The organism is Scleromatobacter humisilvae, assembly GCF_023231945.1.
Taxonomy (GTDB): domain Bacteria; phylum Pseudomonadota; class Gammaproteobacteria; order Burkholderiales; family Burkholderiaceae_C; genus Scleromatobacter; species Scleromatobacter humisilvae.
The window spans coordinates 45,567-60,784 of the sequence record NZ_JAJLJH010000014.1; the positions used below are offsets into that span (position 1 = coordinate 45,567).

General features: G+C 64.7%; 16 protein-coding genes. 12 read left to right on the forward strand and 4 right to left on the reverse strand.

Going from position 1 to position 15,218, the window contains the following annotated elements:
• Nucleotides 1-88: 88 nt before the first annotated feature.
• A complete protein-coding gene (locus LPC04_RS27045) occupies nucleotides 89-775 on the forward strand; it encodes a helix-turn-helix transcriptional regulator (RefSeq protein WP_275685440.1) in 687 nt (228 codons plus the stop codon).
• A gap of 681 nt (nucleotides 776-1,456) precedes the next feature.
• Here LPC04_RS27045 and LPC04_RS27050 read toward each other — a convergent pair.
• Nucleotides 1,457-1,618: a hypothetical protein gene (locus LPC04_RS27050; RefSeq protein WP_275685441.1), complete on the reverse strand. Its 162-nt coding sequence runs from the start codon at nucleotides 1,616-1,618 to the stop codon at nucleotides 1,457-1,459.
• A gap of 538 nt (nucleotides 1,619-2,156) precedes the next feature.
• On the opposite strand from LPC04_RS27050, the gene LPC04_RS27055 reads away from it, so the two are divergent.
• Nucleotides 2,157-2,462: a hypothetical protein gene (locus tag LPC04_RS27055; protein WP_275685442.1), complete on the forward strand. Its 306-nt coding sequence runs from the start codon at nucleotides 2,157-2,159 to the stop codon at nucleotides 2,460-2,462.
• Nucleotides 2,463-3,028: 566 nt separating this feature from the next.
• Here LPC04_RS27055 and LPC04_RS27060 read toward each other — a convergent pair.
• The gene (locus tag LPC04_RS27060; protein ID WP_275685443.1) at nucleotides 3,029-3,883 is read right to left on the reverse strand and encodes a zinc-binding dehydrogenase; all 855 of its coding nucleotides are present in this window, start codon (nucleotides 3,881-3,883) and stop codon (nucleotides 3,029-3,031) included.
• 362 nt (nucleotides 3,884-4,245) lie between these two features.
• On the opposite strand from LPC04_RS27060, the gene LPC04_RS27065 reads away from it, so the two are divergent.
• Nucleotides 4,246-5,997 carry an FAD-dependent oxidoreductase gene (locus tag LPC04_RS27065; protein ID WP_275685444.1) on the forward strand — a complete coding sequence of 584 codons (1,752 nt, stop codon included), beginning with the start codon at nucleotides 4,246-4,248 and terminating at the stop codon, nucleotides 5,995-5,997.
• Between the two features lie 93 nt (nucleotides 5,998-6,090).
• On the opposite strand, the gene wrbA is transcribed toward LPC04_RS27065, so the two are convergent.
• Nucleotides 6,091-6,699: an NAD(P)H:quinone oxidoreductase gene (gene wrbA / locus LPC04_RS27070; RefSeq protein ID WP_275685445.1), complete on the reverse strand. Its 609-nt coding sequence runs from the start codon at nucleotides 6,697-6,699 to the stop codon at nucleotides 6,091-6,093.
• 170 nt (nucleotides 6,700-6,869) lie between these two features.
• Here wrbA and LPC04_RS27075 point away from each other — a divergent pair, with 170 nt between their 5' ends.
• Entirely contained in the window at nucleotides 6,870-7,793 is a 924-nt protein-coding gene (locus LPC04_RS27075; protein ID WP_275685446.1) for a LysR family transcriptional regulator, read from the forward strand.
• Nucleotides 7,794-8,164: 371 nt separating this feature from the next.
• Here the strand turns inward: LPC04_RS27075 and gcvA are convergent, their stop codons facing one another.
• Nucleotides 8,165-9,040: a transcriptional regulator GcvA gene (gene gcvA, locus LPC04_RS27080; protein WP_275685447.1), complete on the reverse strand. Its 876-nt coding sequence runs from the start codon at nucleotides 9,038-9,040 to the stop codon at nucleotides 8,165-8,167.
• 98 nt (nucleotides 9,041-9,138) lie between these two features.
• On the opposite strand from gcvA, the gene LPC04_RS27085 reads away from it, so the two are divergent.
• From LPC04_RS27085 to LPC04_RS27120, 8 genes are all read left to right on the forward strand, one after another.
• Entirely contained in the window at nucleotides 9,139-9,336 is a 198-nt protein-coding gene (locus LPC04_RS27085) for a hypothetical protein (RefSeq protein WP_275685448.1), read from the forward strand.
• A gap of 1 nt (nucleotide 9,337) precedes the next feature.
• Nucleotides 9,338-10,285, forward strand: coding sequence for a pyridoxamine 5'-phosphate oxidase family protein (locus LPC04_RS27090; RefSeq protein ID WP_275685449.1), 948 nt, complete (start codon nucleotides 9,338-9,340; stop codon nucleotides 10,283-10,285).
• Nucleotides 10,282-10,785 (forward strand): GlcG/HbpS family heme-binding protein, encoded by a 504-nt coding sequence (locus LPC04_RS27095; RefSeq protein WP_275685450.1) that lies wholly within the window; start codon nucleotides 10,282-10,284, stop codon nucleotides 10,783-10,785. Before LPC04_RS27090 ends, LPC04_RS27095 begins: the two co-directional genes overlap by 4 nt.
• 162 nt (nucleotides 10,786-10,947) lie before the next feature.
• On the forward strand, nucleotides 10,948-11,922 hold the full coding sequence (locus tag LPC04_RS27100; RefSeq protein ID WP_275685451.1) for an alpha/beta fold hydrolase: 975 nt from the start codon (nucleotides 10,948-10,950) through the stop codon (nucleotides 11,920-11,922).
• Nucleotides 11,923-12,083: 161 nt separating this feature from the next.
• The gene (locus LPC04_RS27105; RefSeq protein WP_275685452.1) at nucleotides 12,084-13,298 is read left to right on the forward strand and encodes an MFS transporter; all 1,215 of its coding nucleotides are present in this window, start codon (nucleotides 12,084-12,086) and stop codon (nucleotides 13,296-13,298) included.
• A gap of 70 nt (nucleotides 13,299-13,368) precedes the next feature.
• Complete coding sequence (locus LPC04_RS27110) at nucleotides 13,369-13,854, forward strand: DUF3237 domain-containing protein (protein WP_275685453.1); 486 nt, start codon at nucleotides 13,369-13,371, stop codon at nucleotides 13,852-13,854.
• Between the two features lie 37 nt (nucleotides 13,855-13,891).
• Nucleotides 13,892-14,728: an oxidoreductase gene (locus LPC04_RS27115; RefSeq protein ID WP_275685454.1), complete on the forward strand. Its 837-nt coding sequence runs from the start codon at nucleotides 13,892-13,894 to the stop codon at nucleotides 14,726-14,728.
• Nucleotides 14,725-15,195, forward strand: coding sequence for a VOC family protein (locus tag LPC04_RS27120; RefSeq protein ID WP_275685455.1), 471 nt, complete (start codon nucleotides 14,725-14,727; stop codon nucleotides 15,193-15,195). Before LPC04_RS27115 ends, LPC04_RS27120 begins: the two co-directional genes overlap by 4 nt.
• Nucleotides 15,196-15,218: the final 23 nt, after the last annotated feature.

Here is a 15,218-nt window from a genome sequence, read left to right on the forward strand (position 1 = left end):
CAGGGCACGCCGGGCACAGTGAGGCACGTCATAACCGCTGACCCGGAGCGCCTGCCAACGCGCTCCAGACAACCTCGCGAGGCTCGCCATGTCCGACGTCGCTTGCTCCACCCTGTCTCCACCTCCGGTCGGCGCGCGCGGCTCCGACCCGCCAGGCATGGCGCTCGGGTCCGCCTTGCTGGAACTGCTGCTCGACCAGGTCGGCTACGGCATCGTCTGTGTCTCGCCGGCAGCGGCGGTACGCTATTGCAATGCATTGGCGCGGGACGCCGTAGCGCTGGGCGTTCCCTTGCGAATCGAGGCCGGTGTCCTCGTGTGCGCTGATCGCCACGAGACCGCGCGCCTGCTCGCCGCGATCGCCCTCGTCGCGAGGGAACGCGTCCCGCGCCTCGTCTCGATCGCGGCTGGGCGCGAGTTGACCCATATCTCGCTCGTGCCGCTATCCGGCCCTATGGGCGGAGCCAGGCAGAGCGACTGCATTGCGCTGCTGCTCGAACAGCCCCATCCTTGCCCGCCCTTGGCAATTCACTGGTACGGCGTGGCGCATGGATTGACAAGCGCCGAACGTTGCGTGCTCGACGCGCTCAACGAAGGCCTGGAGCCTTCGGAGATCGCGTCCCAATGCGGTGTCGCGCTGTCGACCGTGCGAACGCAGATCGCGAGCATCCGCTCCAAGCGAGGCGTTCCCAGCATCGTCGCACTCCTGCGTGACCTGGCACGGCTTCCGCCGGTCACGCCATGCGTCGTCGCTGGCTTTCGGCACGAGGTACCTTGAACGTGAGCGAGCGTCTTCCAATATCTCGCGCTTCTCGATGACCGTTCGCGCGTGGCCCGGCTTTCTGAGCGCGTCGCGACTGGACGTCGGCATTGAGCTCACTACCGGACGTCCAATGCAGCCCGTGCGAATTCCGCTGTCGCTGGAGACCGTGTGGAAACGCTGCGAGACAGCTCGAAGCGCGTGGCATCGGCAGTTCGATCAAGCAACCACAGTATCGAGGCCTCATTCAGAGGGCGGAGGGAGGCCAAAGCTCTGGGGGCGGATTCGATGCGAGCAGATCGTAGGACTTAAGCAGGTTGCGTGCAGACTCGAACTGATCTTCCGGTGATTCCATCTGCATGCCGCCCACGACTTCAAGTCCAGACTCGAATCGAGTCAAACCGACCGCGAGCCAAGGAGCAACGACAACACGATTCAAGTCGCCGAGAATTGGTTAGTAGAAGCTCACCGACAAAGCGGTATCGATGGTAGGCCGTGTTGGACTTGAACCAACGACCAAAGGATTATGAGTTTGCGAGCAACGGGGGCTGTCGAGGCAATGATAGCGAAGTCTTCCGAAGCTTGGAAACCTGAAAGTTGTTGCCTGACAAGCACTTAGCGAAGTTGGTCGAAATCGGGCGAAGCTGATGGGTGTACCGCTACTGTACCGGGTCCATCGGCTTCGCCCGCGGTCCGGTGCTAGCGTGGCCGACGGGCCTTGCGGTATTGGCGGAAGCCGACGACCAGGGCGATCGGCGCCAGCAGGAGCCCGATCACTGCACCCACGATCACGGCCGCCAAGCCGACCCATGCTCCGAGTGCCGAGAAGCACACGCCCAGGAAGGTGAGGAATGCAAACATGGCGACCTCCTCAGCCGAACGCCGGCTGCAGTGTCGTGCCAGCGAGCGCGACGATCAGTTCGGCCAGATTGGCTTCGCGAAGTGCGTTGCATGCCCTCGATGCGGGCGTCGAGCTCGTTGAATCGATCGATCTTTTCATTCAGTTCTCCAGTCAAGTTTTGGGGTTTGACCGGGTTCTTCCTCCCTTTTCAACCAGGCGGCTTCTGCCGTTTGGCTGAGGGTCGAAGGCCCCGCTCATGGAGCGGGCGGGGCTTTCGACTCTCAGCTAGGAATGCGTTGAATGAACAGCAACGAGAGGGCACGCGCCGAAGGCACGGGTTGTTGAAGGCCGATGCCGGCCGCGCGAGTCGCATGACAGTGCGCAGCGCTGGCGGGCGGCTCGCCAGGCAGGAAGCGCGCCGGGGCATGGCGCCGCAGGCGACCTTCGGACTGGACCGCTTCGATCTGTATGGCTATCATTGTGGGCAAGCACATACTTCCATTAGTGGCGGCTCGGCACCGTCGTTGCCCGCCCAATTCCCACCTCCTTGGAGTTCTCATGCTCACGAAAGACAGCCCGCCCCTGGCCCTCGCGTCGAAAGTCCTGAAGATCGAGACCTTGCGCGCAGTCGCGACGCAGCCGTTCAACCGATTTGGCTGGTCCGTTCTGGACCGCTGGGCGTTCAACTCGCCCGCTGCACTGCAAGCGCTTGAAGCGCAGGGTTTGGATGCGTTTCGCGCTCGCGTTCTGGACCAGCAAGAACGCGAGGTCGCGATACTGCTTGAACTGTCACCGAGCGTGGGAAACTCTGTCCCGGACTCGGAAGTGCTTGCGTACGCTGAAGTGCAGACGGAATTGGCCTAGGTTTCGCGATGCGATGCGCCACGGGGCGCTTCTGATTTCGTTGACAGCGGGTCTCGGGGCGCAGCCCTGAGTTCAACCCAGATGAGGCGGCAACACTTGCTGTTGTCGACACATCTGGCATCCTGCCCGGATCAAAAATAGGGAGAACCGGAATGCTGACGGGATTCACCCCGGAACAAGTTGTGATCCGGAACGGCACCGCTAGCCATCGTCGATCCAAGTGTCCCCGGCCTTCCCCGGGGCGTCGCCCGGGAGTCGTGCCGTCTTCGAATGCGGACGGGAACAGAGAACGGTCCGAGAGTGCCTGAAGTGCCGTGACCACCGCTGCCATCGCGACCGGAAATCGGTGGCTGCGTGCATCCACATTCAGTGACGAGCCAACCGCCGAAGGGAGTCCTCAGCCTCTCAGTTCGCAGGTCGTCTCTCTAGGTGGAGGCCGCTAGCCTCGAGGGCGTGGGCTACGCGCGGGAAAAGCCGGGTTCATTCCCCCTCGCGCTGACCAGAAATCAACTGAACCGCGGTCCATGTTGGGAAACGCCGGCCTTGAAGCTCGCCGACCACAGCACTCAGTCGTCCAGCGCCGGCACCAGGCGTCCCACATCGATCAGGTCGGCGATCCGTGCGAGATCGCGCGATGTGACGCGCGTCTCGACGAATTCGGCGCTGGCGCCTGGCGGCGCTCTCGACATGTCCGGCCGGGACGCGCATGACAACAGCACGCCGCCTTCCTGCATTGCGGAGAGCGCGCGTCGCTGGATGAATCCTCCCACGGTGTCCACGACGACCGCGGCAACCCGGCAGGCCGATTCGAGTGCGTCGGTGCGGATGTCTGCAACGCGGTGGGCGCCGAGCGCGCGCCATCGGTGGTTGCCGTCGGAGGGCGAAACGGCGATGGCCTGCACGTCGTGCGCTCGCGCAAGCTGCAACGCCAATGCGCCAACGGGGCTGCGGGCGGCAATGACGGTGACAATCTCACCGGGCTCCAGCCGACCCCGACGGAACAGCATGCGCCACGCCGTCGTCGCGCTCGAGGCGAGGGTCGCCGCTTGCACCGGCGCAAGGGTTCTCCGGAGCTTCGCCACATGCCCAACAGTGGTCAGAACGTAGCCGACATCGTCGCGCCAGTGAGGGTCACGAGCAACGCCGAAGACCCGATCGCCGACTGCGAATCCACCAGCGTCGAGGGCGGTCTCCGCGACGACGCCCGCAACATCGAACAACGGACTGCTGCTTGGCGACGGCACGCGCATGCCAGGCTGCAGTCGAAGCAGAAGCTCGCCAGCGCGTAGTGGCGTCGCACGGCCAATGCCGGCCGTGCTGCGATCGATCGTCGAAGAATCGAGCGTGGCGCGCAGACGGGAGAGCACAGCCGCCGTGTTCGAGGGGAAGCGATCGTGCGTCGCGATTACGGTGGAGGTCATGGCAGATCCGATGCGTCAGGAAGCAGTTGCCTCCAGTGTTCGACAGCCACGCGCCAGACTCATCCTTCATTGGTCATAGATGCATACCGGCCGATAGCCTCAGCGGCCTTCAACGCGATCTCCGCGACGCACTCTTCGTGAATCTCAGCGTCCAGCGAGTGGCCTACCACTCAATTGACATGCACGCATCTCTCGGTGGAACCACTCCGAACGGCACCTCTCACGCGATGACGCATGGAGCACCAGCCTGGACAATTCCGAAATCGGCGATTCCGACGGCCGTGATCGGACGCTGTCCAGTTCGAACAACCGTTTGGGGTGTGCACCGCCGTTCGTGTGCGTGCCGTGCAAGAGGATCCATGATGAGGACAGCAGAAGAGATCGAGATCATCGTTCCGCTTTCGGATCGCAGCGAACAGAGGTTTCCCAAACTGCGCGAGAGCCAGTTCGACGTCGTGAAGCGCTTCTCCGACAGCGAGCCGGTCGAATTTTCACCGGGTGACCTGATGTTCGACGTCGGCGACCACAGCGTCCCGGCATGGTTCATCGTCGATGGCGCGATCACGCTGGTCGGGCGAGATGGTCTGAACCAGGAAACCGTTCTGCGCGACCTGTGTCCGGGGCAGTTCACGGGCGAGCTGCAAGAGATCGTCGAAGGCCGGCGTTCGCTGTCGTCGGGCAGGGCCGGTCCGGACGGCTGCCGGGCGATCCCGTTGAACTCGAACCGCCTGCGTGCGCTGATCGTTGGCTCGGCCGAACTGGGCGAACTCATCATGCGTGCGCTCATCCTCCGGCGAATCGGGCTGCTCGAGCGTGGAGTCGGCCCGGTTCTGCTTGGGCGAACCGGATCGGCGGACATGCTTCGTCTCCAGGCGTTTCTGACGCGCAGCGCATACCCTCACATGGTGTTGGACTGTGCAAGCGATCGCGGTCGACAGTTGATCGACGACCTGTCGATCCCGGCGTGCGACATGCCCATCATGGTCTGTCCATGCGGGCACCTGTTGAAGCGCCCAACCAACGAAGAGGCGGGAGCCTGGCTGGGCATCACGCCTCAGCTGGACAAGGATGCGGTCTATGACGTCGCGATCATAGGGGCGGGACCGGCGGGCCTGGCGACCGCGGTGTACGCCGCGTCCGAAGGACTTTCAGTCCTCGTCCTGGACGGTGCCGTCGTGGGCGGGCAAGCCGGAGCGTCGGCTCGCATCGAGAACTACTTCGGCTTTCCGACCGGCATCTCGGGCCTGGCCTTGACCGCTCGGGCGCTCAACCAAGCCCAGAAATTCGGTGCCGAGATCGCCATACCGCTGTTTGCGACCGGGCTCGACTGCGTGAACGGCGGCGAAGGCGGAGATGCGGTCGATCTGACCTTGTCGGATCAGGGTTCCGTGAAGGCTCGAACGGTCGTCGTCGCTTCCGGCGCGCGATATCGTCGACCCGACATCATCAACCTCAAGGCGTTCGAGGGCGACTCGGTCCATTACGGAGCTTCGCTTGCGGAAGCAAAGCTCTGCGCGGGCATCGAGATCGCCCTGGTGGGTGCCGGCAACTCCGCTGGCCAGGCGACGGTCTTCCTTGCCGCTTTCGTGAAGCATCTCACCCTCGTGGTTCGCGGTAGCACGCTGGCCGCGTCGATGTCCCGCTATCTTGTCGACCAGATCAACGCCCTCGACAACGTCAGTGTCCAGTACTGTTCCGAGATCGTGGAACTGCAAGGAGATCGACACGGTGGCCTGCAAACCGCCAGAGTGCGAGATCGTGGTACCTCCACGGTGTGGACGTTGCCGATCCGGCACGCGTTCATGTTCATCGGTGCCGAACCGAACACCGCGTGGCTGCGAGAGTGCCTGAAGCTGGATGGGAATGGCTACATACTCACCGGCCCGGAGTCGGGCGTCTCGCCATCAACGGACTTCCGTCACCATTTGCAGACCAGCATGGCGCGGGTCTTTGCGATCGGCGATGTGCGCGCCGGGTCGACCAAGCGAGTCGCCTCTGCTGTCGGAGAGGGCGCGGCAGTGGTGGCGCAGATCCACACCGTCCTTGAACGCGATGCGCAGATATCGGCCACGATAGGGCGCAGCCGTTCGGCAGCGACGCTTGTGGCTGGCTGATCAGACACAAGCGCCTTCGACGCGACTTTGACGATGACGGCTGGGTGAGAGACCAGCCCCCAGAGTCACTACCGCGCCGAAGACCCGAAACCCTCAGGCCTTGCCGCGCAGCAAAGCGGCTGCAACTTCGGCGATGTGACGACCCTGGAAGCGCCCACCGGCCAGCTCGTTCTCGCTCGGCTGGCGCGATCCGTCGACAGACGCGATCGTGGAGGCGCCGTAGGGGGTGCCACCAGTCACTTCGTCCATCTTCGTGAGGCCCGCATAGGCGTAGGGCAGGCCCACAGTGATCATCCCGTGATGCATCAGCGACGTCAGAACCGAGAACAGCGTCGTCTCCATGCCGCCATGCTGGCTGGCGGTAGAGACGAAGGCGCCGCCGACCTTGCCGACCAGCGCGCCCTTGCCCCACAGGTCGCCGGTCTGGTCGAGGAAGTTGGCCATCTGCGACGAGACCCGGCCAAACCGGGTCGGCGTTCCGATGATGATGGCGTCGTATTGCGCCAGTTCGCCGGGCGTGGCCACGTCCGCGGCCTGATCGAGCTTGGCGCCGGCGCTGCGAGCGACTTCGGGCGACATCAATTCAGGGACACGCTTCAGCGCCACGTCTGCACCCGCCGAACGCGCACCGTCGGCCACCGCTCGGGCCAGCTGTTCGGTGTGTCCATAGGTGGAATAGTAGAGAACCAGTACCTTCGCCATGATGAATTTTCCTTGCCCTGGGGCAAACGTTGATCGGTCAGAACGAATGTAGCGACGGCACTTGCTGCGATAAATGGGCCTGCGGAGAATTCAGTTAGTACACCGTGTAATGCATGGGTCGGGCCCTCCACGTAGACTCGCTACCCCCACTGTCAGACGGTGAAGTTCGCATGAGACGGCAATTCGACGACGTCATGCTCGGCAGCCTGGAGTTGTTCTGCCTGGCAGCGGAGCTCGAAAGCTTCACGGCGGCCGCACGAGCCACGGGCCTGAGCCCGCCGGCGGTGAGCCGTTCGATCGCTCGGCTCGAGTCACGGCTCGGCGTAAACCTGTTCGTGCGCACCACGCGGCAGATCCATTTGACCGACAGCGGGCGCACGTACTTCGAGCATTGTCGCCAGGCGCTCGGCCTGATGCGCGACGCGGAAAGCCAGCTCACCGGCGAACACCGGGCCCCAAGCGGGCTGCTCCGCATCAGCGTGGCCTCGCCGTACGGCCACTACCGCGTGTTGCCGCTGCTGCCGCGCTTTCGGGAGCGGTATCCGCGCGTGCAGATCGACGTTCACCTGAGCAATCGCAACATCGATTTCGCCGGCGAAGACTTCGATGTTGCGATTCGGGGCCGCACCCCGCCGGACTCGAGCCTGATCGCACGCAAGCTCGAAGATGCCGAGCTCGTGCTGGTAGCCGCACCTTCGTACATCGCACGCGCCGGCAGGCCCGACACGCTCCCTTCGCTGGACGCGCACGACTGCGTTCATTTTGTGTTGCCAAGCACGGGGCAATCGGTGCCCTGGCTGTTCCGCCACGAAGGACGTGACATCGAACTCAACCCGCCCGCCACCTTCCGCTGTACCGATGACTATCTCGGAACAGTGACCTTGGCCCGCCAAGGTGCAGGGCTGCTGCAGACCTATCGCTACGTCGTCCAGGAAGACTTGGCACAAGGCCGTTTGCTGGAGTTGTTGCCGGAATCCGGCGGGCGCTCGCGTCCGTTCTCGCTGATCTATCCGAGCCGCCACCATGCGGCGCTGCGTGTGCGTGCCCTGATCGATTTCCTGGTGGCGGAGCTGGCCGGCGAGCGACACCCGTAGAACCAGTACGCCGGCGCGGTGGCAAGCGTCGAGCAGGACTCCAAGGCCGAGGTCACGGGCGACAGGCCCGCCTCGTCGCGCTCGGCCACGCTCGGCGCGGACGGCGGCTGAGGACTCCTTCCAGCGAATGGGGTGTCACTCAATGGAGATGCTCGCATCTCGCAAAAGAGCCACCCTGCATGGCAACTTGCGCGCGATGACGTTCGGAGCGCAAAGCGGGACAGTGGCGCATCGACGGGCCCGATGCCCGCTCCAGGGACCGCATGCCATCAACCGCCACGCTTCTGGCCTCAGCCTCGAGGGCACCGCTGGCTTGGCGGGGCTCGGCACCAGCGCTCTGCAATGCGGCGACGCCTGGCGGCCGCGAAGGCTCACGATCGGTTGAGGGAAGTTCGAAGCCAATCGACGAGCGCCGCGACCTCGACCGGCTTTTCACCCGATTCGCGCCACACGGCGTACCACGCGTAGCGGTCGGTGACCGCGACATCGAAGAGTCGTACCAATCGCCGTTCTCGCAGATCGTCCTCCACCATCGTAGCTCGCGCCAACGCGATGCCATGGCCTTGTGCGGCGGCTTGCAGCAGACCGCCCGCCTCGTTGAAGCTCAAGCCGCGCGACGGCTCGGCGACCTTGAGTCCGGCGGCGCGGAACCAGGGCGTCCAGGGTTGGCGACTGTGGCGCAGCAGCGGCGCCTTGGCCAGATCACGGGGAGCAGGCGGCAGACGGCCGCCGTTGAAGGTTGGGCTGCACACGGGGAAAAGCTGTTCGTCACGCAGCTTCACCTGCGACAGGCCGGGCCAGCCGCCGAGGCCGTAGCGGATGGCGACGTCGACGCCGTCGCGCTCGAGGTCGACCACGTCCTGCGTGGCGCGCAGATTCAGGTCGACGCCCGGATGGTGGCGCTGAAAGTCGTCCAGCCGCGGGATCAGCCAGCGCGCCGCGAACGCCGGCAGCACGCTGACCGTCAACGTGCGCCAGCGCTTGCGCTGGTGGGCCTCGGCGAACGCCTGTTCGATCAGCGCCAGGCCCAGCGCGAGCTTGGCGTGCAGCGCGTGGCCGGTCTCGGTCAGCGCAACGCCGCGTCCCGCGCGCACGAACAGCTTGGCCTGCAGGCGCGACTCCAAACCCCTCATGTGATGGCTGACCGCGCTGGCGGTCAAACCCAGTTCATCGGCCGCGCGCGCGAAGCTGGCCAGCCGCGCGGCCGCCTCGAAGGCACGAACGGTCTGCAGCGGTGGCAGTTGCATAGGTGAGTGTCACTCATGAATCGAGTGAGCAGTCTACGACCTACGCAAACCAACCGGCGCCGACACTCGCTGCACCGCTCAGCCTTTCGCAATCTGACATGAACCTCTACTACGCGACTCCGCCCCTGTTCGCTCGCCGTGTTCGAGTGTTGTTGCGCGAGCGCGGACTGTTGAGCCGCATCAATGAGATTGCCGTCGCATCCTGGGATTCTCCGGTCGAATTGCAGCCTCACCTGGCGCGGCGGTACGCGACATTCGCGCAGGGTGACGCAATGCAGGCCACCGCGCCACATTGAGATGCGTACCGACGACCCCTTCCACGCTGACGAACGCGCGCTGCAGGAATTGATGGGCGTGCGTGAGCAGGCGCGGCAGCGCGGGGCAACGTCGATCCGTCCGTTCATGCCCGAGCAGCATCAACGCTTCTTCGAGTCCCTGCCGTTGGCCTTCGTTGCGACCCTGGATCACTTCGGGCATCCGCAAGCTGATGCGCTTGCAGGGCGCCCCGGAATGCTGCGCGCGGTCACTCCTGCGTTGCTCGCGGTGCACGACATGTCCAAGGAGCACGTGCTGCTCTCCTTGCGGCCCGGCGTGCCGATGGGCCTGCTCGGCATCGACTTCACCAACGGCCGGCGCAACCGTGCCAACGGCGTGATTGAACGAGACGACGGCAACGGCCTCGTGCTGCGCATCACCCATAGCTTCGGAAATTGCCCACGTCATATCCATGTCCGTCGTCCCGACCCGGTCGCGGCGACGTCCGCCGCGACACTCGATCCGCGCACGCTGGTCGAGGGTGCCGCGACCTTCTTCATTGCCTCGCGCAGCGCCGAACTCGATCCCTCGCGCGGCGGCGGTGTGGACATCTCCCACCGCGGCGGCGCGCCAGGCTTTGTCCGTTGGGCCGACGCCGATACCGTGGTCTTCGACGACGTGGCTGGGAACAACTTCTTCAACACCCTCGGAAATATCGTCAGCGATCCCCGAGTGGGTCTGCTGTTCGTCGACTTCGACAACGGCCGCCAACTGCGCATTTCCGGCGAAGCGGCCCTCGTCGCACCGTCAGCCTCCAGGCCCGTTCAAGTGCGTGTGCGTGTGCTGCACACCACGCTCATCTCCGAGATTCCCGAACTGCGTTGGCCGCTGGTGGCGCCGGCCTCGCCTTGTTCGTCCTGCGCCGCCGGCGAAAGCTCGCCGGAAGCGCTGCCCCCCGTGCCCCATCCATCCACCCAGGAATCCACATGAATGTCCTTCGTCTTACCTCTCTGGTCGCACTCGCGTTCTTTGCAACGTTCGCACAGGCTCAATCGGCTGCCCCCAAGGAACTCAGCGCCTTGTTGGCATCGCAGGCAGCGGCCGAGGCCCTGACGACCTGCGACAAGCTCGGCCACAAGGTCAGCGTGACCGTGCTCGATCGCAATGGTCTCACGCGTGCCGCGCTCAAGCACGAACGTGCCACGCCGCACACGCTGGACTCGAGCCGCGGCAAGGCCTACACCATCGTCACGCTCGGGCCGATCTTCAAGAAGGATCTGCAGAGCGAACTGGTGGCGCAACTCGCCGCCAATCCCGCCGCCGCAGCGCTGGCCAACGTGCCGGGAATCCTGCTGCTTCCCGGCGCCGTGTTGATCAAGTCCGGTGACGAGGTGATCGGCAGCATCGGCGTCGGCGGCTCGCCCAGCGGCATGGTCGACGAGAGCTGTGCCAAGGCGGGTCTCGAGAAGATTGCGTCGTCGCTGAAGTAGCCGCGCTGCGCGCCGAACGCCGGCCGGTCGGGCCGCGCTGCGGCTCGATCGCGTCGCAAAGGCGCGTACCCAACTCGGCATCTGTTCTCGCAGGGGCCCCGACTGCTGAACTGCAGCAACTTCCAGTCGACACACATTGCCTCATGGCAAGGAACCATCATCATGGCGAAAGTACTTGACCACCATTTGTCCATCTCCGGGGACGCCGCGATCTCGCGCCGCCTCCGCCGAGTCGTCGCAGGCCTCGCCGCCAGCCTGGCACTGGGCGCGCTGTCGGCGCATGCCGCGCCAACGCCCTTCCCGGCAAGCTTCCATAGTTCGCAGGTCGTGAACGCCGACGCGACGATCAACGTTCGCGTCGGCGGCCACGGGCCCGCGGTCGTGCTGATCCACGGCTTCGGCGAGACCGGCGACATGTGGTCGCCGATGGCCGCCGAACTCGCGAAGGACCACACGGTCATCGTGCCCGACCTGCGCGGCATGGGCCTGTCCTCGCACCCCGCGGGCGGCTATGACAAGTGGACGCAGGCCGGTGACATCCGCGCCGTCCTGGACAAGCTCGGCGTCGACAGCGCCGACATCGTGGCCCACGACATCGGCACGATGGTCGCGTATGCCTACGCGGCGCGCTATCCGGACAAGACCACCCGCCTGGTCATCATGGACTCGCCGATTCCCGGCATCCCGCCGTGGGACAAGATCGTGCGCCTGCCCGCGTTGTGGCATTTCAACTTCGGCGGCCGGGACGCCGAGCGCCTGGTCGCCGGCCGCGAGCGCATCTACCTCGACCGCTTCTGGGACGAGTTCGCCGGCGACCCGTCGAAGATCGACGAGGCCACCCGTCGCCACTACACCGCGCTCTACGCCAAGCCGGGCGCGATGCATTCCGCATTCGCCCAGTTCCTCGCGATCGACCAGAAGGACGACGCCGACAACCTCAAGGCGATGGAGACGAAGCTGACGATGCCGGTGCTCGCCATCGGCGCCGAGAAGGCCTTCGGAGCCAACGTCGCGATCGTCATGCGCAACGCGGCGACGAACGTCCAGGAAGTCGTCATACCGAACGTCGGCCACTGGCTGATGGAGGAAGCGCCCGCGCCGACGATCGCCGCGGTGAAGGACTTCCTCGCGCACTGAGGCCGGTTGCCGTTCCCTCGGCGCGCCCCTGTGCGTTTTCTCTCAGCCACTGTGCAGAGATCCTGGCTCCCGCCAGGCGGCACGCATCGATAGCATCGATTGCGATGCCGCAGCGTCGCTGCCGCCTACATGCAGAGCCTTTCGAGGTTCTCCCACAAACGATGTCCGCAGTCCTTCCGACCTACGCAGAACGCAACGAGCCCTATTGGCAGCGCAACCTGCTCGTCTGCGTATTCGGCTCGTTCACGACGCTTGTCAGCCTCAGCATGTTGCTGCCGTTCCTGCCGATCTACGTCGAGCAACTCGGCGTCCATGGCGCGGCTGACATCGTGCAATGGTCGTCGTTTGCATACAGCGCGACGTTCATAGGAACAGCCGTCACCTCGCCGATCTGGGGTCGACTCTCGGACAGCTACGGGCGCAAGATCATGCTCGTGCGCGCCGCTGTCGGCATGGCCATCCTCATGTCGCTCATCGGCACGGCCAACTCGGCGCCGCAGCTCGTCATGCTGCGCTTCCTCGCCGGTCTCGTCGGCGGCTACGGCGCCGCGTCCATCGTGATGATCGGCTCGCAGGTTCCGCAGGCCAAGGCCGGCTGGGCGCTTGGGGTGCTTTCAACAGGCGCCCTCTGCGGCAACCTGATCGGCCCTCTGGTCGGCGGATTTCTTCCCGAATTGGTTGGAATCCGGGGCAGCTTCTTCCTCGGCGGAGGACTGATCGCGATCGCTGCCGTCGCGACGATCCTGCTGGTCAAGGAGGACTTCAGTCCGGTCTCGAAGAGTCACCTCGCAACCGTGCCGAAGCGTCGTCCGAAGTCGGAGTGGCTGGCGATATTGGCGTTGCTGCTGGCATCGAGCATGGTCCTTCTGGCAAGCATGTCCGTCGAGCCGATCATCACCATCTACATCCAACAGCTGGGCGTCGACAAGGCAAAGTTGCCGCGCTACGCCGGATTCATCATGTCGGCAACCGCCTTCGCCAGCATGCTGGCAGCACCGAAGATCGGTGCGCTCGCCGATCGCATCGGCGGATGGCGCGTGATCACCGTCTGCCTGATCGCTACGGCACTCGTCCTGGTACCGCAGGCCTGGGTCGTCAATTGGTGGCAGCTCTGCGGCCTTCGCTTCTTGATGGGCTTGACGATCGCAGGTCTGCTGCCCGCCATCGGAAAACTGATTCGCGGGTTGGCGACCGAAGGTTCGTCCGGAAGCCTCTTGGGAACGCTGCAATCCGCCCAATTCGTCGGCCAGGTTGTCGGGCCGTTGATCGGGGGACAGGTGGGTGCGCGCGTGGGCATGGGCCAGGTGTTCTATGTCACGGCCACCATGTTGATCTTCAGCGCAGCAGCGGTCTGGGCATGTCGGCCGCGCCATTAGGGCGCCGACAGCAACGCACGCTCCAGTCACACGCGCCACCTGGACCAAGCGCTAACAAACAGAGATTCAAATGACTGAACCAATCACAGTGCACCCGGCACTTCAGAGCATCGCCTTCCAGCCTTTGCTCGCCATCGAGATGAAGGTCGACCGGATCTACAAGTTCGGCGGCATCGGCACGAGCCATCAAGCCGGCATGGTGAGCTTGGGGCGGTTCCAGGGCGACCGACTGCGAGGGGAGGTCCTGCCAGGCGGCAGCGACTGGCAGACCGTTCTCTCGGACGGGACGATCCTTCTCGACGCGAAGCTTCCCCTGCGCACGGACGACGGGGCGCAGATCATCATGAACTACCGAGGTGTACGTGCCGCCTCGCCGGAGGTGCTCGCGCGCATGACGGCCGGCGAGGAGGTCGATCCTCGGGAATATCACTTCCGGATCAACCCGACGTTCTTCACAAGCGATCCTCGTTACGACTGGCTCAACCGCATCGTCGCGTTCGGCTTGGGGCAACGACTCCCCAGTGGCCCGGTCTACAACGTCTTCGAACTGAAGTGAACTCCGCCATGGACACCAGAAACGAAGGCGAACGATCATGACAGGACGAACTTTTCTGATCACAGGTGTCGGCCAGGGTCTTGGCCGCGCATTCGCAGAGGCTGCGCTCGCTGCAGGCCATCGCGTGTTCGGCACCATCCGAAGCCAGGAAGATCGCGCGCGCTTCGATACGCTCGCGCCCGGCCTCGCGAAGGCCTTCATCCTCGACGTGTCCGATCATGCGGCCGTGACGCAAGTGGTTGCGGCGATCGAGCAGGAATCCGGCGGGATCGATGTACTCATCAACAACGCAGGCTACGGCCACGAAGGCGTCCTCGAGGAAAGCCCGCTCGACGCCATGCGTCGCCAGTTCGACGTGAACGTGTTCGGCCTGGTGGCGGTCATCAAGGCCGTCCTGCCGGGCATGCGCGTGCGCCGGCGAGGCCACATCATCAACCTCTCGTCGATGGCCGGGCTTGTCGCGTTTCCCGGCATCGCCTACTACACGGCGTCGAAATTCGCCGTCGAGGCGATCTCCGAAGTCCTGTCGCTCGAGGTGCGCGACTTCGGAGTGCGCGTCACGGCGGTGGCCCCGGGCTCATTCCGCACGAACTGGGCGGGCTCGTCGCTCGTTCGCACCGAACGCTCGATTCCCGACTACGACGGACTGTTCGATCCCGTGCGTGAAGCGCGCAGCCGAAAGAGCGGCCGTCAAGTCGGTGATCCTGCGAAGGCTGCACGAGCGGTCATGGCGATCATCGGATCGGAGACGCCCCCCGTCCATCTTGTCCTGGGCAGGGATGCGCTACGGCAAGTTCGCGGTCGCCTCAAGGCCTTGCTTGACGAGCTCGACGCCTGGGAGGCGGTCTCACTGTCCACGGAGCACGACGAATGACGACTTCAGCACCCAACTCCGCGCCCGTCACATCAGATGGCGCCCGTCCTGAGCCCGACTGCCTGACGCTCGGCATCGATCACCTGGGCTTGAGCGTCGCAGACCTGGAGCAGACACTCCAATTTTTTCAGGAATGCCTAGGCTGGAGTCTCGTGGGGCGCAGGGAAGAATATCCGGCCGCATTCGTGACGGACCAGCACGCCATCATCACGCTGTGGCAGGTGGAGCGAGATCGCCGGGTCGAATTCGATCGTCGCGCCAACGTGGGCTTGCACCATCTCGCACTCCGCGTCGGGAGTCTCGAACAATTGCATCGCCTTCACGAGCGCGTCCTGAGATGGCCGGGCGCTCGCGCCGAGTTCTCGCCCGAGATCTCGGGGCGCGGTCCCAAGACCCATTTCATGACGAGGGAACCTGGCGGACTGCGTCTCGAATTCTGCTACGACCCGCGGCGCGACACCCCGTGAGCGCAGGCGACGCGAGCTGATCA

Bases quoted from the DNA above. Each gene is read 5' to 3' on its own strand.
- LPC04_RS27045 (WP_275685440.1), top strand. From the start codon at position 89: ATGTCCGACGTCGCTTGCTCCACCCTGTCTCCACCTCCGGTCGGCGCG.
- LPC04_RS27050 (WP_275685441.1), bottom strand. From the start codon at position 1,618: ATGTTTGCATTCCTCACCTTCCTGGGCGTGTGCTTCTCGGCACTCGGA.
- LPC04_RS27055 (WP_275685442.1), top strand. From the start codon at position 2,157: ATGCTCACGAAAGACAGCCCGCCCCTGGCCCTCGCGTCGAAAGTCCTG.
- LPC04_RS27060 (WP_275685443.1), bottom strand. From the start codon at position 3,883: ATGACCTCCACCGTAATCGCGACGCACGATCGCTTCCCCTCGAACACG.
- LPC04_RS27065 (WP_275685444.1), top strand. From the start codon at position 4,246: ATGAGGACAGCAGAAGAGATCGAGATCATCGTTCCGCTTTCGGATCGC.
- wrbA (WP_275685445.1), bottom strand. From the start codon at position 6,699: ATGGCGAAGGTACTGGTTCTCTACTATTCCACCTATGGACACACCGAA.
- LPC04_RS27075 (WP_275685446.1), top strand. From the start codon at position 6,870: ATGAGACGGCAATTCGACGACGTCATGCTCGGCAGCCTGGAGTTGTTC.
- gcvA (WP_275685447.1), bottom strand. From the start codon at position 9,040: ATGCAACTGCCACCGCTGCAGACCGTTCGTGCCTTCGAGGCGGCCGCG.
- LPC04_RS27085 (WP_275685448.1), top strand. From the start codon at position 9,139: ATGAACCTCTACTACGCGACTCCGCCCCTGTTCGCTCGCCGTGTTCGA.
- LPC04_RS27090 (WP_275685449.1), top strand. From the start codon at position 9,338: ATGCGTACCGACGACCCCTTCCACGCTGACGAACGCGCGCTGCAGGAA.
- LPC04_RS27095 (WP_275685450.1), top strand. From the start codon at position 10,282: ATGAATGTCCTTCGTCTTACCTCTCTGGTCGCACTCGCGTTCTTTGCA.
- LPC04_RS27100 (WP_275685451.1), top strand. From the start codon at position 10,948: ATGGCGAAAGTACTTGACCACCATTTGTCCATCTCCGGGGACGCCGCG.
- LPC04_RS27105 (WP_275685452.1), top strand. From the start codon at position 12,084: ATGTCCGCAGTCCTTCCGACCTACGCAGAACGCAACGAGCCCTATTGG.
- LPC04_RS27110 (WP_275685453.1), top strand. From the start codon at position 13,369: ATGACTGAACCAATCACAGTGCACCCGGCACTTCAGAGCATCGCCTTC.
- LPC04_RS27115 (WP_275685454.1), top strand. From the start codon at position 13,892: ATGACAGGACGAACTTTTCTGATCACAGGTGTCGGCCAGGGTCTTGGC.
- LPC04_RS27120 (WP_275685455.1), top strand. From the start codon at position 14,725: ATGACGACTTCAGCACCCAACTCCGCGCCCGTCACATCAGATGGCGCC.